This window comes from Yoonia ponticola (genome assembly GCF_014199395.1).
Lineage (GTDB): Bacteria > Pseudomonadota > Alphaproteobacteria > Rhodobacterales > Rhodobacteraceae > Yoonia > Yoonia ponticola.
On sequence record NZ_JACIJM010000005.1, the window covers coordinates 306,044 to 328,871 of the forward strand.

The window sequence follows — 22,828 nt, forward strand, 5'->3', positions numbered from 1 at the left end:
GCGTACATTATATATAGCCGATTTCTACGCGGTTTTCGTGGTCTGAATGCTGTGGATTTTAGTCACGTTTTGGGGGCTTTGCGTATCGGGGTGCGACCTTGCATTGACGAACTTATCTCTCCATTCTAGGCACATGCTGTTGATATACGCACAGGGTTGATCATGGACAATTGGGACGAAATCAGAACCGCTTATCAGGTGGCTCGCAAGGGCACGGTAAGTGGGGCGGCGGATGTGTTGGGCGTGCATCATGCGACTGTTATCCGCCATATTGATGCGCTTGAGCAGCGGCTCGGCGTGAAATTGTTCCAACGTCATGCGCGTGGATATGCGGCGACCGAGGCGGGCGTCGATCTGTTGCAGGTTGCCAAGGCCACGGACGACCAGTTTTCGCAGCTTGCGAGCCGGATCAAGGGGTTTGGCGAAACGGTGAGCGGGGAGCTTGTTGTGACATCGCTATTGAGCGTGTCGCAGATGCTGGCCCCGATGCTGACCGCGTTCCAGACGGTGCATCCCGATGTGCGGATTAGGTTTCTGACGGGCGAGCGGCTGTTTCGGTTGGAATATGGCGAGGCGCATGTCGCCATTCGTGCGGGTGCGGCGCCGGATCAACCCGACAATGTCGTGCAACCTTTGATGGATACGGATGTCGAACTGGTTGCGTCGGACACTTATATAGAACGCTACGGGCTGCCAGAGAATATCGCGGCGTTTAAGGATCACCGCTTTGTTGGGTATGATAACCCTGCGCATCGTGCGCCGTTTTCGCGTTGGCTGGCCGAGACGGTTCCTGATGCGAATTACGTGTATCGGGCCACGGACGAGCGGGCGTTGCTGGACGGGATTCTGGCTGGGGCTGGCATTGGCTTTGTTCTTAGCGCGACATTGAGCCGTTATCCGACGTTGACCCCCGTAATACCGTCACAGCCTGAATGGGCGTCCAAGTTGTGGCTAGTTACACATGTCGATCTGCACAGAACAACAAAGGTCCAAGCATTCCTGTCGTTCGTCAAAGACTACGCTAAAACATGGGACGCATAGCCAATCCCGGTGTTGCGGGTCATCTGGCAATGCTTGCGTTTTCGGTTCTCGTTGCAGGATCATTTGCGTTAGGCGCCTTGGTCGCGAACGAGATTTCACCGATGGCGCTAAATGCGCTGCGGTTCTGGGTCGCGTCAGGCATCGTCGGCGCGATTGCGTTTGGGACGGGCGCGATCAAGCACGGCGACTTTAGCGCGCCTTGGCGGTATCTGGTTCTAGCGGTTGTTTTCACGATCTACTTTGTCTTGATGTTCGAGGGCTTGAAAACGGCCCCGTCGGTCAGCGCTGCTGCGATATTTACCCTGACCCCGATCCTAACAGCGGTGTTCGGGTATATCCTGCTGCGCCAAGTCACGACGTCGCGCATGGTTCTGGCACTCAGCATTGGCGCGTTGGGCGCGGTTTGGGTGATTTTCAGGGCTGATGTGTCCGCCATGCTGGGGTTCGATATCGGGCGCGGCGAAGTGGTCTATTTCTCGGGCTGCGTATCCCACGCGATCTACACGCCAATGGTGCGCAAACTCAACCGAGGCGAGACGGCGTTGTCGTTCACGTTTGGCACATTGGTTGCAGGGGCAATCATCCTGACGGTGTTGGGATTGCCGGATATTATCGCGACGGACTGGACCGGCTTGCGGCCATTGGTCTGGGTGACGATCATCTACGTCGCGGTCTTTGCGTCGGCGCTGACATTCACGCTGCTGCAATTTGCGTCGCTACGCCTGCCAAGCGCCAAAGTCATGGCTTACACCTATCTGACCCCAACGTGGGTGATGGTTTGGGAGGTCGGTTTGGGCAACGGTCTGCCGCCCGCGATGGTGTTTGTCGGGATCGGGCTGACGATTGTGGCGTTGTTGTTATTGCTCAGAGAGTAGAGGCGATAGCTCTGTCGCCAAGAACCGTTCGAATGCGTCCAGATCTAACCCGCCCATTTGCCCAAAGCCCTGCATCCATGTGCTGGCTTCGCGCAGTTGGTCGGGTTCGAGTTTGCACCATTTCACCCGTCCACGTTTCTCTTGGCTAATTAGGCCAGCTGCGGTGAGCACGCCGAGGTGTTTTGATATTGACGCAAGCGAGGTCTCGAATGGCTCTGCCACGTCCGTGACGGCCATGTCGTCTTCGAGAAGCATCGACAAGATCGCCCTGCGGGTGGGGTCGGCGAGGGCTGCAAAGATGATGTCGAGCGGTTGTGTCATGTCCACCGTTTAACCTGCATTCAACGCCTGTGCCAGCAAAGATCAACCGATTGGTTGAATGTTGTAGTAGTGGTTTTCGGACGTGTCTGGCGGCACATGCACGGAAAAGGTGCCGCGTAAGTCCTTGAAACTACAGGATTACAAGGGTGTTCACATCCTGTTGACTCTTAATCGCCCCCAGCCTAGACCATCGACAACATCTGAGGGGGCAGTTCCTTGTCCAATGAACCTGATCACGCGACCCGATTGAAGGCCCTAGAGGCGAAGATTGATGCGCTGAAGTCCGGTCCAGAGATCAAGGACCACTCTGAGGAACACCACTCGCAAGCCCAGATGGCCTGGCGGATGGTGATCGAATTAGTAGCCGGTCTCGGGATCGGTTTCGGCATCGGATACGGACTGGATAGTCTGTTCGGGACACTCCCGATATTTCTGGTGATTTTTATATTCTTGGGCTTCGCTGCCGGTGTGAACACCATGCTGCGGTCCGCTAAAGAAATGCAGCGCAAGCAGCTAGATGCTGCAAACGAAGAGGATGATCAACGTGGCGACTGATGTACAATCTGAAGGCGGTCTCGCCTTTCACCCACTAGATCAGTTTATCGTTAAGCCATTGTTTGGTGACGGCCCTGTTGGCATGTTCACTGTAACAAACGCGACGCTTTGGATGGCGATTGCCATTCTGACAATCATCGCGGTGTTTGTTCTGGGTTCAAAAGGGCGGGCGATCGTTCCAACCCGTGTCCAGTCTGTCGCAGAGCTGATGTATAGCTTTGTTTACAAGATGGTCGAAGATGTGACTGGTAAAGACGGGGTGAAATATTTCCCTTATATCATGACGCTTTTCGTGTTCATCTTGTTCGCCAACTACTTGGCGCTGCTGCCGATGTCGTTTTCAACCACGTCCCATATCGGTGTGACAGCCATTCTGGGTTTTGGTGTGTTCTTTGCGATCACAGCACTTGGTTTCATCCTGCACGGCGCATCGTTCCTTGGTCTGTTTTGGATGAAAGACGCGCCATTGTTCTTGCGTCCTATCATCGCGGTTATCGAAGTCATCTCGTACTTTGTGCGCCCCGTGAGCCACTCTATTCGTTTGGCGGGTAACATCCTTGCCGGTCACGCTGTTCTGAAGGTTTTCGCAACCTTTGCTGCTGTGACCCTCGTGAGCCCGCTTTCTGTCCTAGGCGTTGTTGCCATCTACGGTCTCGAAGTGATCGTTGCTGGCATCCAAGCCTATGTTTTCACAATTCTGACCTGCGTGTATCTGAAGGATGCGTTGCACCCCGCACACTAAGGTCCGTCACCCCACGACAATCATTCAAAATTCCATCGTAAGGAGAATATCATGGAAGGCGAACTCGCACACATCGGCGCTGGCCTCGCAGCAATCGGTTCCGGCATCGCAGCTGTCGGTGTTGGTAACGTTGCAAGCAACTACCTCGCAGGCGCATTGCGCAACCCATCCGCAGCTGCATCGCAGACTGCAACACTGTTCATCGGTCTCGCATTCGCAGAAGCTCTTGGGATCTTCGCATTCCTCGTAGCATTGCTGCTGATGTTTGCTGTCTAAGACAACCGATCTATCCTTACGGCTGGCTGGCGTGATACGTCGCGCCAGCCGGTAACTTAACAGGACTTCGGGGGCCAAAATGGCAACAGAGACAGTTGAACACGCAGCAAGCGCCTGTGTTGGCCCATCGGGCAGCGCCATTGGGATGCCACAGCTTTGTGCTGACTGGATTCCGAACCAAATTTTCTGGCTGTTGGTCACACTTGCTGTGATCTTCTTTGTCTTGTCGCGCGTCGCATTGCCACGGATCGCATCCGTATTGGCAGAGCGGTCAGGGACAATCACAAACGATATCGCTGCCGCTGAAGATCTGAAGCTGAAAGCCCAAGCGGCTGAAGCTGCATATGAAAAAGCACTGGCAGACGCCCGCACTGAAGCTGCAAAGATTGTAGCCGAAGCAAAGGCTGAAATTCAGACTGAACTGGATGCTGAGTTGGCGAAAGCTGACAAGGTTATTTCGGAGAAGACTGCTGAAAGCGAAGTTGCTATTGCCGAAATCCGCGACGGTGCTGTCAAAAGCGTTTCCGACGTGGCCAAGGATACTGCTGGCGAAATCGTTGCTGCATTCGGTGGCAAGGCTGACGCGAAAACCGTCACAGCCGCTGTCACTGCACGGATGAAAGGGTAAGCTATGAAACTTCTTATGACTGCCCTTTTGGCCGTAATCGCATCACCAGCTTTGGCTGCAAGCGGTCCGTTTGTATCGCTGGCCAACACTGACTTCATCGTGCTGATCTCGTTCCTGATTTTCGTCGGTATCTTGGTTTACCTCAAGGTTCCGGGCAAAATCGGTGAAATGCTGGACGCCCGCGCTGTTGGGATCAAATCCGAGTTGGATGAAGCCCGCGCATTGCGTGAAGAAGCCAAGACGCTGTTGGCCTCTTACGAGCGTAAACAAAAAGAAGTCCAAGAGCAGGCTGACCGTATCGTCGCCTCTGCCAAGGACGAAGCTGCGAAAGCTGCTGCAACTGCTAAAGAAGATATTGTTTCCTCTGTTGCCCGCCGTCTGGCTGGTGCTGAAGAGCAAATCGCTGCGGCACAAGCGGCTGCCATCAAAGACATTCGCAACCAAGCTGTGACTGTTGCGATTGGTGCGGCAAAAGACATCATCGCCAAGCAAGCCGATGCGAAAAGCACCGATGCTTTGATCGACGATGCGATCGCACAAGTGGGTGCAAAACTGCACTAAGCTTTCGATCTACTGAATTTGGAAAACCCGATTGCTGAAAAGCAGTCGGGTTTTTTGTTTGCGTTGCGGCTTTGTGACGACGTTTAACGCTTTGCTTCGTGCTCGAACCGCTTTTTCGCGAAAATCTCGTTGCGATCCGCTTTTTGCTGATCGCTGAGTGCGGATTCGACGTAGTCCATATGCGCGGCCACGGCAGCGCGTGATCCGGCGGGGTTGCGGGCTTGAAGCGCCTCGTTGATGGCGCGGTGTTGTCCTAGCAGGTGGTCGCGGGTCATGCGTTGTTTGAACATGATGGACCTGTTGTAGAACACGCCTTCTTGCAGCAGATCATACATCGACCGCATCATATGCAGCATGATGATGTTGTGACTGGCCTCGATGATCGCAAGGTGGAAATCCGCGTCGAGTTGCGCCTCGTCTGCTGGATTTCGTTTCTGATGCGCCGTTTCCATTTTCTGAAAGATGCTGTCGATCACGGCCAAATCTGTGTCAGACCCAAGGTGAGCGGCGCGTTCGGCGGCGAGACCTTCCATGTCGCGGCGGAAACTGATGTAGTCAAACACCGCCTCGTCATGCGTCGCGAACAACGTCACGAGGGCAGGGGCGAAGGCAGAGCCAAGCACGTCAGCCACAAACACGCCTGCGCCCGCTTTGGAGATCAGCAAACCGCGATCTTGCAGTTCGGCCAATGCTTCGCGCAGGGACGGACGCGACACGCCCATCCGTTCGGACAATTCGCGCTCTGATGGTAACCGTTCGCCCGGGCGCAAGATGCCGCGCAGAATCAGCCCTTCGACTTGGCGCACGACGCCTTTGGACAGCTTTTCCTGATGGATGGGTTCAAACGGCATGATGTTCCTTAATATTGGTCAGATTATATGACCGCTGTCAGGCGATCACAAACAAAAAGGGGCCGCCCGCATGGGCAGCCCCGATCTGAAACATGTAGTGGTGTGTTTAGTTAGGTGTGATGACGATCTCAACACGACGGTTTTGCGCACGACCGTTGGCATTGAGGTTAGATGCAACTGGTGCATCTTCGCCGCGACCGATGGAGCGTAGACGTGTCGCAGAAACGCCAGCGTTGATCAGAACGGATGTTACAGCCTGCGCACGACGTTGGGACAGGTCAAAGTTGTAGGCCGCATCACCGACGTTATCGGTGTGACCGATGACGTTGATCGTGGAGGCCGGGTTGTTGTTCAAGGACCGCGCCACGGCGAACAGGTCGCCTTGGGATGCGCCTGAAACAGTTGCGCTGTCAGTTGCGAACAGGACGTTGTTCGGCAAGCTGATTGTCAGGTTACTACCGTTGTTCACGATGCCAACGTTGCTACCCAAGGACTGGCGCAGTTCTTCTTCTTGGTTATCAAGGTAAGACCCGATGCCGCCGCCTGCAGTTGCACCCAAAAGTGCGCCAACAGCTGCACGTTGACCACGTTCGCTACGGCTGTCTGCTGTCGCTGCACCAAGGATCGCGCCGCCGAGTGCGCCAATAGCTGCGCCGCTGCGTGTGTTTGCGTTGTCGTTAGGGCCGCCTGTACCGGAACAAGCCGTCACTGCAATCAGGGACGTTGCCGCGAAAATCATAGGAAGTTTGGAAAAGGTCATGTGTTCAGTCCAGTTATGAGCGCACCGAAGTGCAGTTGCTACCTAATCTATGCCGTAAAGGCTGGCGTTATCCAATAACGAACAACTTGATAGCAGATTTCCGCCTGTTTTATATGGGGCTATCCAGCGTCTTGACGGGCGGTTTCCCACGCGAGCATCGCGCGTTTGCGGTCTAAACCCCAGTGATAGCCACCTAATTCGCCGGATTTTCGCAATGCGCGGTGGCAGGGAATCAGCCACGACACCGGATTGCGACCCACGGCAGTCCCGACGGCGCGCACCGCTTTGGGCGATCCGATAGCGCCCGCGATTTCGGAATAGGTGGTGACGGTGCCTGTGGGAATTTGCAGTAAGGCCTCCCAGACTTTGATCTGGAACGGGGCGCCGATCAGGTGCAGCGGCGTTGATTGATCGGTGAGGTCGAATGCGGCTGTGACCCAAGGCCGAAGATGCGCGGGGTTCTCGACGAAAGTGGCGTTGGGCCAGCGCGATTGCAGGTCGGTGAATGTGGCCGGATCGCCAGTGGTGTCGGCAAAGGCTGCGCCGCAGATACCCTTGTCGGTGCTCATGATCAATGTCGGTCCGAATGGACTGTCGAACCAACCGTAGTTGATGTTCAGGCCTGTGCCGCCTTTGGCAAACTCACCGGGGCTCATGGCTTCCCATGTCAGGAACATGTCGTGCAAGCGGCCAGAGCCGGACAAGCCCACAGCATCTGCCGTCGCAAGCGTGGTGAAGCGGTCCCGCAAAAGGGTTTTCGCATGCCCAAGTGCCAGATACTGCTGATACCGTTTCGGCGACACACCAACCCATTGCGAGAACAGGCGTTGAAAATGCGCGGGTGACATCTGCATACGCCCCGCCAAAGCGTCCAGCGTCAACGGCGTCGCTGCCGCATCAATCAGCGCAATCGCGCGGGCCATCACGGCGTAATGATATGTGTTTTCAGTCATGCAGTGACATTACCGGATTTCACGCAGCTTAGGCGACCCGCTTGTTGCGGTTTGTGATGGGGGGCGGCATACCAGCGTTATGGCTAAACAACTTGACTACCACACCATCCGCGAGATTTTCACGCGCTTTCACGAGGCTGAGGCAGAACCGAAAGGCGAGCTGGAACATGTGAATGTCTATACGCTTGTGGTCGCGGTGGCCCTGTCGGCGCAAGCCACAGATGCTGGGGTGAACAAGGCGACGCGCGGGCTGTTTGCGATTGCAGATACGCCACAAAAGATGCTCGACCTCGGGCTGGATGCTGTCACGGACCATATCAAAACGATTGGTCTGTACCGCAACAAAGCCAAGAACGTCATGAAGATGAGCCAGATGTTGGTCGATGAATACGGTGGCGAAGTCCCCAATTCACGCGCCGCGCTGCAATCATTGCCGGGTGTGGGGCGCAAGACGGCTAACGTTGTTTTGAACATGTGGTGGGGCCAACCTGCACAGGCCGTTGATACGCATATTTTCCGCGTCGGGAACCGTTCGGGCATCGCGCCGGGCAAGGATGTGGATGCTGTTGAACGCGCCGTTGAAGATCATATTCCGGCGGATTTTCAGCTACATGCTCACCACTGGCTAATCTTGCACGGGCGCTATACATGCGTGGCCAGAAAACCTAAATGCGCGGCCTGTTTGATCCGCGATCTCTGTATGTTTGAGGATAAAAACCTATGAGTGCTTATGATGTGATCGGGATTGGTAACGCGATTGTGGATGTGATCGCCCACGCTGATGATACATTTCTGGATCACATGGGGATCGAAAAAGGCATCATGCAACTGATCGAGCGTGATCGGGCCGAAGTGCTGTATGCCGCGATGTCCGATCGCACGCAAACACCGGGCGGGTCCGTTGCGAACACGATTGCAGGCATCGGTGCCTTGGGCCTGTCCACGGCGTTCATCGGCAAGGTGAAGAACGACGCGCTGGGGCAGTTTTACGCGCAAGGCATGTCTGACGCGGGCACTGCATTTCCGAATGTACCCGTGCCTGATGCGGATGCGCCCACGTCGCGGTCAATGATCTTTGTCTCGCCTGACGGTGAACGGTCGATGAATACCTACCTTGGGGCTGGTGCTGATATCAGCAGCGCTGACGTTGACGCGACCGTATTTGAGGGGGGTAAAATCCTGTTCCTCGAAGGGTATCTGTTCGACAAAGACGAGGGCAAAACGGCTTTTGCTGAAGCTGCCGCACAGATGAAAACGGCAGGTGGGCGGACCGGGATCACCTTGTCCGATCCGTTTTGCGCGGATCGGCATCGGGATGATTTCTTGCAGCTGATCACTGAGAATATGGATTTTGCAATCGGCAACGATGCGGAGTGGTTGACACTATACGAGACCGAAGACCTCGAAGCGGCGCTTGAAAAAGCGGCAAGCGTTTGTGACATCGTGGTGTGTACCCGCTCTGGAAATCCAGTTGTGGTGCGGCAAGGGGCCACGCGATTTGAGATTCCAGTGACGGCCGTGACACCTGTCGATGCGACTGGTGCTGGCGATCAATTCGCGGCTGGTTTCTTGTTTGGCATGGCCACTGGGCGGGCCCTGGACGTTTGCGGCGCGATGGGCGTGATGGCTGCCAGCGAAGTCATCGGCCACGTTGGGCCGCGCCCAAAGGCGAACATCGGTGTGATGCTCAAGTCAGCTGGGCTGCTTTGATCCACATCTGATCTAGACGGTCTGTGACGGCGCGACCTAAATAACGTTGCAGCACGGCGCCTCTAAGCTTCTTTGACTTCTTCCAAATCCTGGGGGGAGTCGCCTTGGCGACGGGGGGCTAGCCCCCCAACCCGCTCGCAGCATGCGCAATCGCGTACCGCTTAGTCCCCAAGTTTCGCGTGAACTTCGTGCAGGTCAATTTCGCCAATGGGCATTTTGTTGGCCGGATTTGCGAAATCGTATTTGAACAACTCGAAATCTTTTTTGTAGATTTCATAGACCAAATGCATCGACAGATCGTCAAAGTAGTCTTCGACCGGATGCGCTCGTTTCGGCCCGTGTCCTTCGCTTTCGTTGAAGCGCGGGATGGCGTTGATATCGACCGGGGTTGGCGTTTGAATATGGTCGAGGACGTCTTGCATGCCCTCGTTGAACTTTTCCGTCCAGATGATTTTGTCGTATTGTCCGCCGTTCACGATGAAGGTCGACACGTGGCCGGACATGGCTGACCAGTGGATGTCAGGTTCCATCGGGCGCCGCCAGCGGATGGTGTCACGCGCAAACAGCAGGAAGCGGCGGAATGATTGGATCTGGTCGAACTGGAAACCGTCGTCAGGGCTGCCGACTTCAATGCCGTATTTCTGGATCAAGAGCGGCACAAGATTGCCGCGGTAGTATTTACCGTTGCGTTGGATGCCGCAGATTTTGTCAAAGAACGACGACAGGATGCGCGTATACGGGTTGCGTACGCAGGTGAACGCGTAGCTGCTGTGGTTTTGCACATTGTTGGTGATCGGCGCGTGGCTATGATCGAGCGCCCATTTGTGCATACCGTCTTTGGCATCGTGAATGTCGCCCTCAAAGAATTTGCCTTGATCGGAGTAATACATAATCTGACCAATGGTCGAGCAGGCGCATTTCGGCACAACCCGATACACCACACTTTCGCTTTCCGTCATCCAAACGCCGGGAAATCCCATAAAAGTACTACTCCACTTGCGGCGAAAATACCGCCTTATTACACACTGCTTAATCTCTGGACGTTAAAAAGCAAAGAAGGTCTGTAACTTCAATGTCCATTACATGTATGAAGTCTTAACTAACACTTTACTGTGGCGATATAAGATCACTAAATGGCAAAAATTGCGTTCATATTGTTATGTCACAAGGACCCGGATGCCATAATTCGGCAGGCGGCCCAGTTAACAGCGGCGGGTGATTGTCTGGCAATCCACTTTGATGCGCGCGCGCCGAAAGCAGCGTTTGATCAAATCACGGGTGCTTTGGCGTCAAATCCCTCGGTTACTTTTGCCAAAAAGCGGATCAAATGTGGCTGGGGCGCATGGAGCCTTGTGCAAGCCACGTTAAATGCGGTTGAAGCAGCGGTAGAGGCATTCCCGCAAGCGTCGCATTTCTACATGGTGTCTGGCGACTGCATGCCGGTGAAGTCTGCTGATTATCTGCATGACTTTCTAGACGGTGACGATGTCGATTATGTTGAGAGTTTTGACTATTTTGAGAGCGATTGGATCAAGACGGGTTTTCGTGAAGAACGTTTGATCTATCGCCATTGGTTCAATGAACGGACCCAAAAGTGGTTGTTCTACACAAGTTTTAACCTGCAACGTCGGTTTAACATCACCCGCGAGGTTCCTGCTGACATTCAGATGATGATCGGCAGTCAGTGGTGGTGCCTGCGTCGTCGGACGATTGAAGCGTTGCTTGATATTGTCGCCAAGCGCCGCGATGTGATGAGTTTCTTTAAGACGACGTGGATTCCTGACGAGACATTTTTCCAGACATTGGTGCGTCATTTGGTGCCAAGCACCGAGATTAAATCGCGGACGCTGACGTTTTTGATGTTCACCGATTATGGCATGCCTGTGACGTTTTATAACGACCACTATGATCTGTTGCTGGGGCAGGATGCGTTGTTTGCGCGTAAAATCAGCCCCGAGGCGTTTGAGCTGAAAGAGCGGCTGGGCGAGTTGTTTGTCTCTGGGCGACGGGATTTTGTGATCTCGGACGAGGGGCGTAATCTGTTTGGCTTTTTGACAGGTCGCGGCCGTGTCGGGCGCAGATTTGGAACACGATTCTGGGAGCGCGAAGCATCGTTGGGCCGTGACCATGAACTGATGATCATTGCCTGCAAGAAGTGGCATGTCGCGAAACGGCTGGTGGCTGCGATCAAGGAAAAGACCGATATTCCGGCTATGGAATTCCTGTTTAACGAGGAAAGCAGTGAAATGCCCGACCTTGGTGGATTGGAAAATTCGGTGGTCAAAAGGGCACGGCACAGACGCGCGTTGATCCGGATGTTGTTTGATCATCACGAAAAAGACCGTTTGGTGATTTGTCTTGATCCCACAAACTTTGATTTGATCGAAGATTTTGTTGGTGATCGGGCGAAGGTGCGTGTGCTTGAGATTAACTGTGAATTCTCGGATGAATATCTTGAAGGACACGCGAAACGGGTCGGGCTTGCGTCGGATCACAGCCCTGCGGATACCATTGCGCGGCTGATCCCCACGATCCGGAACGACGTGAATTATGAGAGCGAACGCCTGCGCGACGCCGACTTTTCCCATTTTTATCGATTGCGCGAACGTGGCGATGTGGCGGAACAAACGGCGGTGTTGGCGCGGTTCTTGGGCATTGACGATGACACGGCCAAGGCGCTGGCAGAAACCCCATACTTATTTGTTGATTGAGGTGTCCCATGGACTTTGACTACGACGATCAGAACATTTTCGCGAAGATTTTGCGCGGGGAAATTCCGAACAAGACGGTGTTTGAGAATGATCATGCATTGGCGTTTGATGATCTATATCCGCAAGCACCCGTTCATGTGCTAGTGATCCCAAAGGGCCCGTATATGAGCCTAGATCATTTCGCCCGTGATGCCTCTGCCGAAGAACAAGTTGGTTTTATGGCCGCGATTTCAGAGGTTTGCGCGATGACTGGTGTTGATGCGGGGTTCCGCGCCGTTGCCAATACGCGCGAACACGGCGTTCAAGATGTGCCGCATTTTCATATGCACATCATCGGCGGCAAGGCTCTTGGGCGGATGTTGCCAGAATGAGTGCTACCGCACATTTTTGATTTGAGCAGGGGGCACGGTGACGTGTCCCTTTTGCGTTTGTGCGAAGCGAGATGTGCCTCCGGCGGGAGTTGTTTTGGCGAAATGAAGCGATTAGCGCCCAGATGTGAGCGCGAGAAAGACGTCTTCGAGATCGGATTGTTCGGTGCTGATGTCAGCGATTTTGATGTCGGCGTTGCGCAGAATGTCGAGGATCTGGTCTGCGCTGGTTTGCGCCGTGTGGTAGCTGAACGCGAGGGTGCCGTCGGTGCGGATTTGACCTGTGATCGTGTCGGGGAGCGCTGGAAGTGTGGCGTCGGTCGCGGGGCGCACGACCAAGGTTTTACTGTCGAGGCGGCCAAGAAGGTTCGCGGTGGTATCGCGCACGATCAGGTCGCCGTGGTTGATAATCGCGATTTCGTCACACATTTCTTGCGCTTCTTCCAAGTAGTGTGTGGTGAGGATGATTGTGGTGCCTTGCTCGTTCAGTTTACGCACGTTGGCCCAGAGCATGTTGCGCAATTCAATATCGACGCCTGCGGTTGGTTCATCCAGCACGAGGATATGCGGCGTATGCACCAGTGCTTTGCCCATCAGTAAGCGGCGGCGCATCCCGCCTGACAGCGAGCGTGCGTAGGCGTCTGCTTTGTCCGTCAGGCCGATGAAGTCGAGGATTTCGTCGGTTTTGCGTTTGGATTTTGGCACGCCGTAGAGACCTGCTTGGACGTCCAATGATCCGCGGGGCGTGAAGAACGCATCAAGGTGGGGTTCTTGTGGCATTATCCCGATGGATGCCCGCGATTGGCGCGGGTTTTCGTCTTGGTCAAAGCCCCAGATTTTCACGGTGCCCTCGGTTTTTGTCACGAGGCCAGCGAGGATGTTAATCAATGTTGATTTGCCTGCACCGTTCGGCCCAAGCAATCCAAAGACCGACCCGCGTTTGATGTTCAGATCAACGCCTTTCAGCGCGTCTTTTGCGGCGGATTTACCCGTTGCTGCATAGGTTTTGCGGAGCCCTGTGATTTCGATGGCGTTCTGGGTCATGCTGAATCTTTCATCTTGCGGAGGGCTCTGGCCATAGGCGTAACGCTGGGCTATCAAGACCCTTAGATAGTCGCAACCCACCAGCAATCAAGCAGGCCCTTTATGACCACACCCGCACCTGAGACCCGTATCGTATCTGACTGGCGTGTGTCCTGTGACGGTGGTGAAGCCGCATTGGGTCATCCGCGCGTTTGGCTGTCGATCCCGCACGACAAAGGTTTTGTCGAATGCGGGTATTGTGACGCGAAAATCGTCCATGAGGATTTTAAAGATATCGTAAAGTGAGGTGGCTGGTCCGGCTGATTGCTGGGCTGTGTTGCATTGTTATGCTTTACCTGTCCGCTGCGTTTATCGGTGCGTTTGTGCCGGGGCGCACGGCGTCGGTTGTGGTTGGCGATGATGTCACGATTAAACTCATTGCAGGCCCGATCCACTATGATCTTTTGTTGCCTGCGACGCCTGAAACACGGCAGGCATTCGGGTTTCTGAACGAGTTTGGCGTGCCCGTTGAGACGTCTGATTGGATCGTTGTCGGGTGGGGCAGTCAGGCGTTTTATACCGCGACTGGGGGATATCAGGACCTAGATATCGGTCCCATCTTTCGCGCGGTGACGGGTGATTCTGCGGTCTTTCGGTTTGATGCGATTTCTGCCGATTTGACGGGGTTCGGTGACGCGGTTCCGATGAGTAACGCCCAATATGCCCAGCTACGCGGTCAAATTCTGCAAGGCGTGATGCGCGATGAGACTGCTGGTGTGATGCCCGTTGCGGGGGCCGGATTTACCGCGACGGATGTTTTCCTAGAGGCGAGGGGACGGTTTTCGATCCTGCGGACTTGCAACGTGTGGATTGGTGAAGTCTTGCGCGGTGCTGGCGTGAAGATGGGTGCATGGACGCCGACGCCTTATGCCGTGACGCTTTCGCGCTGGTGGTTTGGTTAACGCGCAAACCCGCTGGCGAGTTGGGACAGAACATGGCAAAACCAACGCGAACACCTTGGGAGATATTCACATGAGCCAGCAATTCGGCAAAGGCTGCCATCTGCATTTGATCGACGGATCGGCGTTTATTTTCCGTGCCTACCATGCGCTGCCGCCGCTGACGCGCAAGTCAGACGGGCTGCCGATTGGGGCGGTGTCCGGTTTTGTGAATATGTTGCAACGCTATATTGAGGGTAATACTGGCCCCGATGCGGCCACCCATGTCGCTGTTATCTTTGATAAAGGTAGCCACACATTCCGCAACGACATGTATGACCAGTACAAAGCGAACCGCGATGCGATGCCCGAGGATTTGCGCCCGCAGATGCCGCTAACCCGCGAGGCGACACGGGCGTTTAATATTGCTTGCGAAGAGATCGAAGGGTTCGAGGCGGACGATATTATTGCGACGCTGTCCCATCAGGCCCGTGATGCGGGTGGGCGCGTGACGATTGTTTCGTCGGATAAGGATTTGATGCAGTTGGTTGGCGGCGGCGTGGAAATGCTTGACCCGATGAAGAACAAGCGGATTGACGATGAAGGCGTGCACGAGAAATTCGGTGTTGGTCCGAACCGTGTGGTTGATGTGCAGGCGCTCGCTGGTGATAGCGTGGATAACGTGCCGGGTGCGCCGGGAATCGGGATCAAAACGGCGGCTCTGTTGATTAACGAATATGGTGATCTAGAAAGCTTGTTGGACCGTGCAAGCGAGATCAAACAGCCCAAACGCCGTCAGACTTTGATCGATCATCGGGCGCAGATTGAGTTGTCAAAACGGCTCGTGCAGCTTGATTGTGAAATGGAGTTACCGTTTGATCTGGATTCGCTGGAAATCAAAGATCCGGATTCAGAAACCTTGCTCGCGTTCTTGGGCGAAATGGAATTCCGCACGGTTTTGAAACGCATCGCGGACCGGATGGGCGTTGAAGCGCCAGTGATCGCAGACGCTGCCCCTGTTGAAATCGACACGCCCGATGCGGTGCCTTTTGACGCTGAAAAATACGAATGCGTGTCGGATATCACAGCATTGCAGACGTGGATCGACCGGATTTATGCGCGAGGGTACGTGGCCGTGGACACGGAAACCACGTCGCTGAACGAAATGCGTGCGCAATTGGTCGGCATTTCGCTCTGCGTCACACCCGGCGAGGCGTGTTACATTCCGCTGACCCATAAGGGCGGCAAAGCGGATGACTTGTTCGGCAATGACGATCTGGCCGACGGGCAAATGGGTTTTGAGGATTGTCTGAACCTGCTGACCCCGATGTTGCAGGACCCGTCGATTGTCAAAATCGGCCAGAATATGAAATACGACACCAAGATTTTCGCGAACCTTGGGATCACTGTGGCGCCCATCGACGACACGATGCTGATGTCCTACGCGATGCACGGCGGCATGCATAACCACGGCATGGATTTGCTGTCCGAGAAATACCTAAGCCATACGCCGATCCCGATTAAGCCATTGTTGGGTACAGGGAAATCCGCGATTACATTCGACCGCGTGCCTGTCGCGGACGCCGTGCCTTATGCGGCTGAGGACGCGGATATCACGCTGCGTCTGTGGCAAATGTTCAAACCAAAGCTTCACACAGTTGGGGTGACCACGGTCTATGAAACGTTAGAGCGGCCATTGGTGCCGGTTTTGGCGCAGATGGAACGCAACGGTATCAAAGTGGACCGCGATACGCTGTCGCGGATGTCGAATGCGTTTAGCCAAAAGATGGCATCGCTAGAGGCTGACATTCACGAAAAAGCGGGGCGTTCGTTTAATGTCGGCTCGCCGAAGCAGCTGGGCGAAATCCTGTTTGATGAGATGTCGCTGCCAGGTGGCAAAAAGGGGAAAACAGGGGCCTATTCTACGGGCGCTGATATCCTCGAAGACCTCGCGACAGAGCATGAAATGCCGGGGTTGGTTTTGGATTGGCGGCAGTTGTCGAAACTGAAATCGACATACACGGATGCGTTGCAGGACCATATCAATGCAGACACAGGTCGCGTGCACACGTCCTATTCCATCGCTGGCGCAAACACTGGACGTTTGGCGTCGACCGACCCTAACCTGCAAAACATCCCGATCCGCTCTGAAGAAGGGCGTCGCATTCGCGAAGCCTTTGTCGCGGGTGAAGGCAAGGTTTTGGTTTCGCTCGACTATTCTCAGATCGAGCTGCGTATCTTGGCGCATATCGCAGGCATTGATGCGCTGAAACAAGCGTTCAAAGACGGCCAAGACATCCACGCGATGACGGCCTCTGAAATGTTCGATGTGCCGATGGACGAGATGACGCCGGACATCCGCAGGCAGGCCAAGGCGATCAACTTTGGCGTGATTTATGGGATCTCCGGCTTTGGCCTTGCACGGAATTTGCGCATTCCACGCGGCGAAGCGCAGGGCTTTATCGACCGTTATTTCGAACGCTTTCCGGGCATTCGCGCTTATATGGACGAAACCGTGCAATTCGCAAAGGACCACGGCTATGTCCAAACGCTGTTCGGGCGTAAAATCCACACGCCGGAAATCAACGCCAAAGGCCCCGGCGCTGGCTTTGCAAAACGTGGTGCGATCAACGCGCCGATCCAAGGAACCGCAGCTGACGTGATCCGCCGCGCGATGGTGCGGATGCCGGAAGCGATTGCGGACCTGCCTGCGAAAATGCTGCTACAGGTCCACGATGAATTAATCTTTGAGGTCGACGAAGCCGCAGCTGACGACTTGATCACCATTGCACGTGACATCATGGAAAATGCCAGCGACCCTGCGGTGAAGCTGGACGTCAAACTGGCTGTGGACGCTGGGCGCGGCAAGAATTGGGCGGAAGCACACTAGCCACACACCGCCTTCTTTGACTTCTTCTAAATCCCGGGGGAGGTCTGGAGGGGGCTGGCCCCCTCCAGTGTCGCGGCGGGCAGGGCCCGTCGCAATCTGTCTTAGTTTACCGAATTGGCCTCGACTAAGTTCGCATCGCTTTTCGGCGCTTTGCTAATCTCGATCCGGCGCGGTTTCAGCGCCTCAGGCACTTCGCGTGTCAGGTCGATATGCAGCATCCCATCCGCGTGGGACGCGCCCGTGACGCGCACATGGTCGGCCAGCGTATAGCGGCGTTCAAACGCACGTGTGGCAATCCCGCGATGCAGGTAGGTTTTCTCGGCCTCATCGTCCGCTTTGCGCGCGGTCACGATCAACGCACGGTCGCGCACTTCGATAGACAGGTCGTTATCCGAGAACCCAGCAACGGCGATAGAAATCCGCCAGCTGTCGTCTTCGGTCTTTTCAATATTGTAAGGGGGGTAGCTGTTTTGGCTCACGTCATTGGCAAGTGCGCGATCCATCAGATCAGCAATTTGGTCAAAGCCAACAGTGGCACGGTAGAGTGGTGTTAAATCAAGTCGACGCATTTCGGTCATCCTTTATCAAGCGATAACAATGTGATGCCTTCCCATTGGGACAGGCGTTTCGTTTAGGGCCCCAATATTGGCGACCCCGTATCATAGATTTGGGAAGTCCGATTTCCGGTTTCAAGTGCGCGTCTGAAAAAGCCGTCTCGGGCGGGTTAGCGGCTGTCAGTTAGAGCTGATGAATTTTGCGCCCGTGTCGTTGCGTTCGCCGATTTGGATGAGACGTTGCTCGCCGCCGGGTTTTGCAGGGCCACGTGCTGCGAATTCTGCCAAAAGGACTTGCAGTGGTTCTTGCAGCGATGTGCCGAGCGAGATCTTGTTCCCGCTCGATTCGGCGACGGCAGAGACGACGGAAACGATCTGGGCGCGCCCGTTTTGGATGCGGAATACTGGTGATCCGGACGAGCCGGATTCGACGTCGCAATCCATGACAAGCGCCCCGCTTTGGCGTCCCAGAATTGTGCAGGATTCTTGCAGGCTTGGTGCCTCGGCTCGGTTTTTACCGTAAGACACGATCGCAACTTCGTCGCCCGCAAACGGGCGTGCCGCGATGGGGAACGGTTGAATGCCGCTGTATCTGATCGGTTGTGACAGCTCTAGAACGGCGATGTCATGTCTTACGCCATCGACCCGCGCGGTGGGGCCATCGGGCACGTAATCGGGGTGGGCGACGATCCGTATGATGTTGCGCGTGGCGGCGGCCCGTCCGTTGCGCAAGCCTGCTTGAAAGACCAATTTATCTGCTGAAATGAGTTCGTTATTCGAATCGTACACGCAATGCGCCGCCGTCAGCAGCAAGCGGTCGCGGATCAATGCCGCCGTGCAAAACCCGCTATTGTCGATGTTCAATCGACCGACCGCTTCCCAGCCTTGGCTGTCTTGCCGCGAGTCCAGCGTCACAAGCTCTGTCGCGTTTTGCGCGGACGCCGTGACGGCCGCCAAAGCGATTGCAGTTGCGAGGAATATCCTACGGATCATGATGCGGCCTTCAACTAAAGTTCACCACATCGTCAGCGATCTGTGCGGCGAGATTAAGGCATCATCGCAGGATTGGCACGGCAGGTGTAGCGTTTTTGTCAGCACGCAGGGCAGGGGGCTGAGGCCCGCCTGTGGCCCAATCGAGCAATTCAACCGTATGTACAATCGGCACATCGGTGGCGCTGCCGATCTGCATCATGCAGCCGATGTTACCTGCCGCGATAATGTCGGGTGTCAGGGCCTCTAGCGTTTGAACTTTGCGGGTCTTTAGCTGGCCAGAGATTTCCGGCTGCATCAGGTTGTAAGTCCCTGCGGACCCACAGCAAAGATGGCTGTCTTTGGGTTCCAGCACGGTGAAACCGGCGTTTTTCAGCAGGTCTTTGGGGAAGGTTTTGATTTGCTGGCCATGTTGTAGTGAGCAGGCGGCGTGATAGGCGACTTTGGTGTTTTTCGGCTCGCCTTTTGGTAGGTCGAGCTTCATCAAAACTTCGGAGACATCCATGGCAATCGCGGACACCCGTGCGGCATCAGCGGCCAGCGGGTCATTGCGGAACATATGCCCGTAATCCTTAACGGTTGTGCCGCAGCCGGAGGTGTTAATCACGATTGCATCCAACCCACCTGCATCCATCTGCTTGGTCCACGCTTTGATATTGCGGGCAGCGGTGGCATGGCTTTCGCGTTCTTTGCCCATATGATGGGTCAGCGCACCGCAACAGCCTTGGCCTTCAGGGATTACAACTTCGGCGCCGTGCCGCGTCAGCAGTCGGATCGTCGCATCGTTGATGTCGGTGTTCAGTGCCCGTTGCGCACAGCCAGTCATCAAGGCGACGCGCATTTTCGGCTTCTCAGCGGTAAACGTCTGAGGATCATCATTTTTACTGACAGGCGGGACTTGTTTCGGGGCCATGGCAATCATCGCCCGCAGACGTGGATCAGGCAGGAATCGACCAATGGGCCGTGCGATTTTTGCGCCCAATAGTGCGATGCGGAACCGTGTCGGATAGGGTAAAATCTGCGCCAGCGCCCACCGCAAAGCACGTTCCGACAAGGGGCGTTTGTAGTTTTCTTCGATATAGGCGCGGGCGTGATCGACCAGATGCATATAATGGACGCCAGACGGGCAGGTCGTCATGCAAGCCAAACACGACAGACAGCGGTCGATATGTTTCACCGTCTTTTCATCCGGCACACGTTGGTTTTCGAGCATGTCCTTGATCAGGTAAATGCGACCACGGGGGCTGTCCAGCTCGTCGCCAAGCACTTGATATGTCGGACAAGTTGCCGTGCAAAACCCGCAATGCACACAAGCCCGCAGGATTTCATTTGCGCGTTTTGTACCCGGATCGGTCAGTTGCTCTGGCGTGAAGGTTGTTTGCATTAGGACATCATCCCGCTGTTAAGGATACCGCGTGGGTCAAATTTTGCGCGCAATCCTGCGGTGATCGCGGCCAATGGGGCGGGTTCTGGATGGAAAGTCGGCACATCGGCTGTGCCACGGATCAGTGTCGCGTGACCTTTGAAAGCGGCTAGGTTTGCCCGTAAATCAGTGCCTTGCGGCGCGGTGGCCCAGATCAATCCGCCGCCCCAGTCCAGCATTGTTCGGCTGGTGGCAGGCAGGGCTGCGACAGCCGCAGGGGCAGCACTCGGGCGCACGGAAATCCGCCAGATGTCGTCGGTGACGCCTGCAAACCCTGTCACATTGGCGATGTCGGGCCATGGATTTTGTTCGGTCACAACGTCAACTGCACCAAACGCTTTCAACAGATTTTGCAATTGTTCGGTGCGGTAAGCGATTGATTTCGCGAACCCTTCGATCCGCAAAAGCGTCTTGCGCGCGTCGGTGACATGCGCCGCACCCGTAATTTCAAACGGTGACCCAAGGGCGGCTGACATCGCTGCCACGGCTTGGGCGACGCTTTGGTCGTGGATGCATAACGTGGCGGTTGTTTCAGGTTTTGGCAGCACTTTTAACGAGACCTCGGTCAAAACGCCAAGCGTGCCAAACGATCCGCTGAGCAACTTGACCAGATCGTAGCCGGTGACATTTTTCATCACCCGACCACCGTTTTTGATGATCTGACCAGCCCCATCGACGAACCGCACGCCGAGCATGAAATCACGACAAGCGCCCACAGCAATCCGGCGCGGGCCGGAAACATTCGCCGCGACGACCCCACCTATCGTGGAGGCCCCTGTTGTACCTAGCAACCCGCGATGGTCCATCGGTTCAAACGCAAGCCGTTGATTTTCAACGTCCAAGGTCGCCTCAATCTCAGCAAGCGGGGTTCCTGCTTGTGCCACAAGTGTCAACGCGCCGGGCTCGTAAAGGCTAATCCCTGATAAGCCTGCCGTTGATAATGCCTCGCCGACAATCGGTTTCCCAATTGGTCGCGTGCCACCGCCCAGAATGCGTAGCGGGCCTTTGGCGCTTACAATCGCCTCTGAAATTTCGGTCTCGTTTTTCGGTGTCATGGCTTCTTTGGCTCTCTTTAAATCCCGGGGGCTTGGGGGCTGGCCCCCAAATCGAATTTTCGCGAAAATTCGTCTAGGCCGCCCGTCGGCTTTCACTGCTGGCCAGCGGGAAAACCTTGGCAGGGTTCAGCAGCCACTTTGGATCAAACACATCTTTGATGGCCATTTGTGCGTCAAGATCAACGGGATCAAATTGCACAAGCATCAGATCACGTTTTTCAATGCCCACGCCGTGTTCGCCTGTTAGACAACCACCCACCTCGACGCAGACCTTCAAAATCTCGGCGCCCATCGCCTCGCACAGTTCTAACTGACCGGGTTCGTTGGCATTATACAGGATCAGCGGGTGCATATTGCCGTCGCCCGCATGGAACACGTTGCCCACATCGAGGCCGAATTCTTTGGATAGCTCTTGGATGCGGCGCAGTACCTCGGGCAGCGCAGAGACAGGGATCGTGCCGTCTAAGCACATGTAATCGTTGACCTGTCCCATCGCCCCAAAGGCGGATTTTCTGCCAAGCCAGATGCGACCCGCCTCGTCCGCGGTCTTTGCTTCGCGCAATTCGACGGGGTTGTGCGTCTTGGCGATTGTCATGATTTTCGCAAGTTGTTCGTCGATTTCGGCGTCTGATCCTTCGACCTCGACGATCAACAGCGCCTCGCACATCGGGTAGCCCGCTTTGGCGAAAGCTTCGCACACCTCGATGCAGGGGCGGTCCATAAATTCGATCGCGACTGGCAAAACGCCTGCTTTGATGATGTCGGACACGCAGGCGCCTGCTACTTCCGAGCTGTTAAAGCCCATCAAAACGGGCCGCGCCCCCTCGGGTTTGTGTAAAATGCGCAAAGTCGCTTCGGTCACAACGCCAAGCTGGCCTTCGGACCCGCAAATCACACCCAGCAGATCTAGTCCACCTGCGTCCAGATGCGCGCCGCCGATTTCCAGAATAGTGCCGTCCATCATGACCATCGTGACGCCCAGCAGGTTGTTCGTCGTCACGCCATATTTCAGGCAATGCGCCCCGCCGGAATTCATCGCGATGTTGCCTGCAATCGCACAGGCAAGCTGGCTCGACGGGTCGGGGGCGTAGAAGAAACCGCCTTCCTCCACAGCGCCAGTCACCGACAGGTTTGTCCGTCCGGTTTGCACGCGAATGATCCGGTCATTGTAGTCGGTTTCCAGCACGTCGTTTAGTTTTGCGACGCCCAAAATCACCGAGTCCGCCGTTGGCATTGCGCCACCGGCAAGTGACGTACCTGATCCACGTGGCACAACGGGCACGTTCATGTCGTGGCAAATCTTTAGCACGGCTGCGACTTCTTCGGTCGACGCAGGCAAGACCGCGCATAATGGCGGACACCTATAGGCCGACAGTCCGTCGCATTCATAGGCCCGCGTTTCGACAACATCGTCAATCACGGCATGCGCTGGCAAAACCTGCCGCAAACGCGCGACAATCTGCGATTTGCGGCTGATAACATCGGCGTTGGGGATCGGCATTTGCATGGGGTGGCTCCTGATCGCGGTCAGATGGCTGTGCTATTGGTAAGGAAATATAACCAATTTTACAGCATGGCAAGTAAAACCGGTTCGGCGTAGTGT

25 protein-coding genes are annotated in these 22,828 nt (G+C 55.4%); 14 read left to right on the top strand and 11 right to left on the bottom strand.

Features of this window, described 5'->3' with window-relative positions; all coding sequences use genetic code 11:
- The first annotated feature begins 162 nt into the window (after positions 1-162).
- Both FHS72_RS10935 and FHS72_RS10940 read left to right on the top strand, forming a co-directional pair.
- A complete protein-coding gene (locus FHS72_RS10935) occupies positions 163-1,041 on the top strand; it encodes a LysR family transcriptional regulator (protein ID WP_183528985.1) in 879 nt (292 codons plus the stop codon).
- A complete protein-coding gene (locus tag FHS72_RS10940; RefSeq protein WP_183528987.1) occupies positions 1,029-1,916 on the top strand; it encodes a DMT family transporter in 888 nt (295 codons plus the stop codon). Before FHS72_RS10935 ends, FHS72_RS10940 begins: the two co-directional genes overlap by 13 nt.
- Here the strand turns inward: FHS72_RS10940 and FHS72_RS10945 are convergent.
- Entirely contained in the window at positions 1,899-2,237 is a 339-nt protein-coding gene (locus FHS72_RS10945) for an ArsR/SmtB family transcription factor (protein ID WP_183528989.1), read from the bottom strand. The two genes, FHS72_RS10940 and FHS72_RS10945, sit on opposite strands and share 18 nt — an antisense overlap.
- Positions 2,238-2,453: 216 nt before the next feature.
- On the opposite strand from FHS72_RS10945, the gene FHS72_RS10950 reads away from it, so the two are divergent.
- From FHS72_RS10950 to FHS72_RS10970, 5 genes are all read left to right on the top strand, one after another.
- Positions 2,454-2,792, top strand: a complete 339-nt coding sequence (locus FHS72_RS10950) for an AtpZ/AtpI family protein (protein ID WP_183528991.1) — start codon at positions 2,454-2,456, stop codon at positions 2,790-2,792.
- Positions 2,773-3,534: a F0F1 ATP synthase subunit A gene (locus FHS72_RS10955; protein ID WP_183529133.1), complete on the top strand. Its 762-nt coding sequence runs from the start codon at positions 2,773-2,775 to the stop codon at positions 3,532-3,534. The genes FHS72_RS10950 and FHS72_RS10955 overlap by 20 nt, the downstream gene beginning before the upstream one ends.
- A 51-nt stretch (positions 3,535-3,585) precedes the next feature.
- Entirely contained in the window at positions 3,586-3,810 is a 225-nt protein-coding gene (locus FHS72_RS10960; RefSeq protein ID WP_183528993.1) for a F0F1 ATP synthase subunit C, read from the top strand.
- Positions 3,811-3,889: 79 nt separating this feature from the next.
- Positions 3,890-4,438, top strand: coding sequence for a F0F1 ATP synthase subunit B' (locus FHS72_RS10965; RefSeq protein WP_183528995.1), 549 nt, complete (start codon positions 3,890-3,892; stop codon positions 4,436-4,438).
- Between the two features lie 3 nt (positions 4,439-4,441).
- Positions 4,442-4,999 carry a F0F1 ATP synthase subunit B gene (locus FHS72_RS10970; RefSeq protein WP_183528997.1) on the top strand — a complete coding sequence of 186 codons (558 nt, stop codon included), beginning with the start codon at positions 4,442-4,444 and terminating at the stop codon, positions 4,997-4,999.
- A gap of 83 nt (positions 5,000-5,082) precedes the next feature.
- On the opposite strand, the gene FHS72_RS10975 is transcribed toward FHS72_RS10970, so the two are convergent.
- The 3 genes from FHS72_RS10975 to FHS72_RS10985 form a co-directional block, all read right to left on the bottom strand.
- On the bottom strand, positions 5,083-5,850 hold the full coding sequence (locus tag FHS72_RS10975; RefSeq protein WP_183528999.1) for a FadR/GntR family transcriptional regulator: 768 nt from the start codon (positions 5,848-5,850) through the stop codon (positions 5,083-5,085).
- Positions 5,851-5,956: 106 nt separating this feature from the next.
- Positions 5,957-6,610, bottom strand: a complete 654-nt coding sequence (locus tag FHS72_RS10980) for a YiaD family glycine zipper/OmpA-like lipoprotein (RefSeq protein WP_183529001.1) — start codon at positions 6,608-6,610, stop codon at positions 5,957-5,959.
- A gap of 119 nt (positions 6,611-6,729) precedes the next feature.
- Positions 6,730-7,563 carry a bifunctional helix-turn-helix domain-containing protein/methylated-DNA--[protein]-cysteine S-methyltransferase gene (locus tag FHS72_RS10985; RefSeq protein ID WP_183529003.1) on the bottom strand — a complete coding sequence of 278 codons (834 nt, stop codon included), beginning with the start codon at positions 7,561-7,563 and terminating at the stop codon, positions 6,730-6,732.
- 79 nt (positions 7,564-7,642) lie between these two features.
- Here FHS72_RS10985 and nth point away from each other — a divergent pair, with 79 nt between their 5' ends.
- Both nth and FHS72_RS10995 read left to right on the top strand, forming a co-directional pair.
- Positions 7,643-8,287, top strand: a complete 645-nt coding sequence (nth, locus tag FHS72_RS10990; RefSeq protein WP_183529005.1) for an endonuclease III — start codon at positions 7,643-7,645, stop codon at positions 8,285-8,287.
- Positions 8,284-9,273, top strand: a complete 990-nt coding sequence (locus tag FHS72_RS10995; protein WP_183529007.1) for an adenosine kinase — start codon at positions 8,284-8,286, stop codon at positions 9,271-9,273. Before nth ends, FHS72_RS10995 begins: the two co-directional genes overlap by 4 nt.
- A gap of 161 nt (positions 9,274-9,434) precedes the next feature.
- Here FHS72_RS10995 and FHS72_RS11000 read toward each other — a convergent pair whose 3' ends face one another.
- The gene (locus FHS72_RS11000) at positions 9,435-10,253 is read right to left on the bottom strand and encodes a sulfotransferase family protein (RefSeq protein WP_183529009.1); all 819 of its coding nucleotides are present in this window, start codon (positions 10,251-10,253) and stop codon (positions 9,435-9,437) included.
- 153 nt (positions 10,254-10,406) lie between these two features.
- Between FHS72_RS11000 and FHS72_RS11005 the strand changes: the two genes are divergently transcribed.
- Together FHS72_RS11005 and FHS72_RS11010 are read left to right on the top strand one after the other, a co-directional pair.
- Positions 10,407-11,984: a DUF5928 domain-containing protein gene (locus FHS72_RS11005; protein ID WP_183529011.1), complete on the top strand. Its 1,578-nt coding sequence runs from the start codon at positions 10,407-10,409 to the stop codon at positions 11,982-11,984.
- A gap of 8 nt (positions 11,985-11,992) precedes the next feature.
- Positions 11,993-12,355: an HIT domain-containing protein gene (locus tag FHS72_RS11010; protein WP_183529013.1), complete on the top strand. Its 363-nt coding sequence runs from the start codon at positions 11,993-11,995 to the stop codon at positions 12,353-12,355.
- A 111-nt stretch (positions 12,356-12,466) separates the two neighbouring features.
- On the opposite strand, the gene FHS72_RS11015 is transcribed toward FHS72_RS11010, so the two are convergent.
- The gene (locus FHS72_RS11015) at positions 12,467-13,396 is read right to left on the bottom strand and encodes an ABC transporter ATP-binding protein (protein ID WP_183529015.1); all 930 of its coding nucleotides are present in this window, start codon (positions 13,394-13,396) and stop codon (positions 12,467-12,469) included.
- 102 nt (positions 13,397-13,498) lie between these two features.
- On the opposite strand from FHS72_RS11015, the gene FHS72_RS11020 reads away from it, so the two are divergent.
- The 3 genes from FHS72_RS11020 to polA all read left to right on the top strand — a co-directional run bounded on the left by FHS72_RS11020 (position 13,499) and on the right by polA (position 17,203).
- A complete protein-coding gene (locus FHS72_RS11020) occupies positions 13,499-13,681 on the top strand; it encodes a zinc-finger domain-containing protein (protein ID WP_183529017.1) in 183 nt (60 codons plus the stop codon).
- Complete coding sequence (locus FHS72_RS11025) at positions 13,678-14,337, top strand: DUF2459 domain-containing protein (RefSeq protein ID WP_183529019.1); 660 nt, start codon at positions 13,678-13,680, stop codon at positions 14,335-14,337. The genes FHS72_RS11020 and FHS72_RS11025 overlap by 4 nt, the downstream gene beginning before the upstream one ends.
- Positions 14,338-14,407: 70 nt before the next feature.
- Positions 14,408-17,203 (top strand): DNA polymerase I, encoded by a 2,796-nt coding sequence (polA, locus tag FHS72_RS11030; protein ID WP_183529021.1) that lies wholly within the window; start codon positions 14,408-14,410, stop codon positions 17,201-17,203.
- A gap of 101 nt (positions 17,204-17,304) precedes the next feature.
- On the opposite strand, the gene FHS72_RS11035 is transcribed toward polA, so the two are convergent.
- The 5 genes from FHS72_RS11035 to FHS72_RS11055 all read right to left on the bottom strand — a co-directional run bounded on the left by FHS72_RS11035 (position 17,305) and on the right by FHS72_RS11055 (position 22,732).
- Positions 17,305-17,772, bottom strand: coding sequence for an Hsp20 family protein (locus FHS72_RS11035; RefSeq protein ID WP_183529023.1), 468 nt, complete (start codon positions 17,770-17,772; stop codon positions 17,305-17,307).
- Between the two features lie 165 nt (positions 17,773-17,937).
- Positions 17,938-18,750 carry a trypsin-like serine peptidase gene (locus tag FHS72_RS11040; protein ID WP_183529025.1) on the bottom strand — a complete coding sequence of 271 codons (813 nt, stop codon included), beginning with the start codon at positions 18,748-18,750 and terminating at the stop codon, positions 17,938-17,940.
- Positions 18,751-18,811: 61 nt separating this feature from the next.
- Complete coding sequence (gene glcF / locus FHS72_RS11045; protein ID WP_183529027.1) at positions 18,812-20,131, bottom strand: glycolate oxidase subunit GlcF; 1,320 nt, start codon at positions 20,129-20,131, stop codon at positions 18,812-18,814.
- On the bottom strand, positions 20,131-21,225 hold the full coding sequence (gene glcE, locus FHS72_RS11050) for a glycolate oxidase subunit GlcE (protein WP_183529029.1): 1,095 nt from the start codon (positions 21,223-21,225) through the stop codon (positions 20,131-20,133). Before glcE ends, glcF begins: the two co-directional genes overlap by 1 nt.
- Before the next feature lie 73 nt (positions 21,226-21,298).
- Positions 21,299-22,732: an FAD-linked oxidase C-terminal domain-containing protein gene (locus FHS72_RS11055; RefSeq protein WP_183529031.1), complete on the bottom strand. Its 1,434-nt coding sequence runs from the start codon at positions 22,730-22,732 to the stop codon at positions 21,299-21,301.
- Between the last annotated feature and the right edge of the window lie 96 nt (positions 22,733-22,828).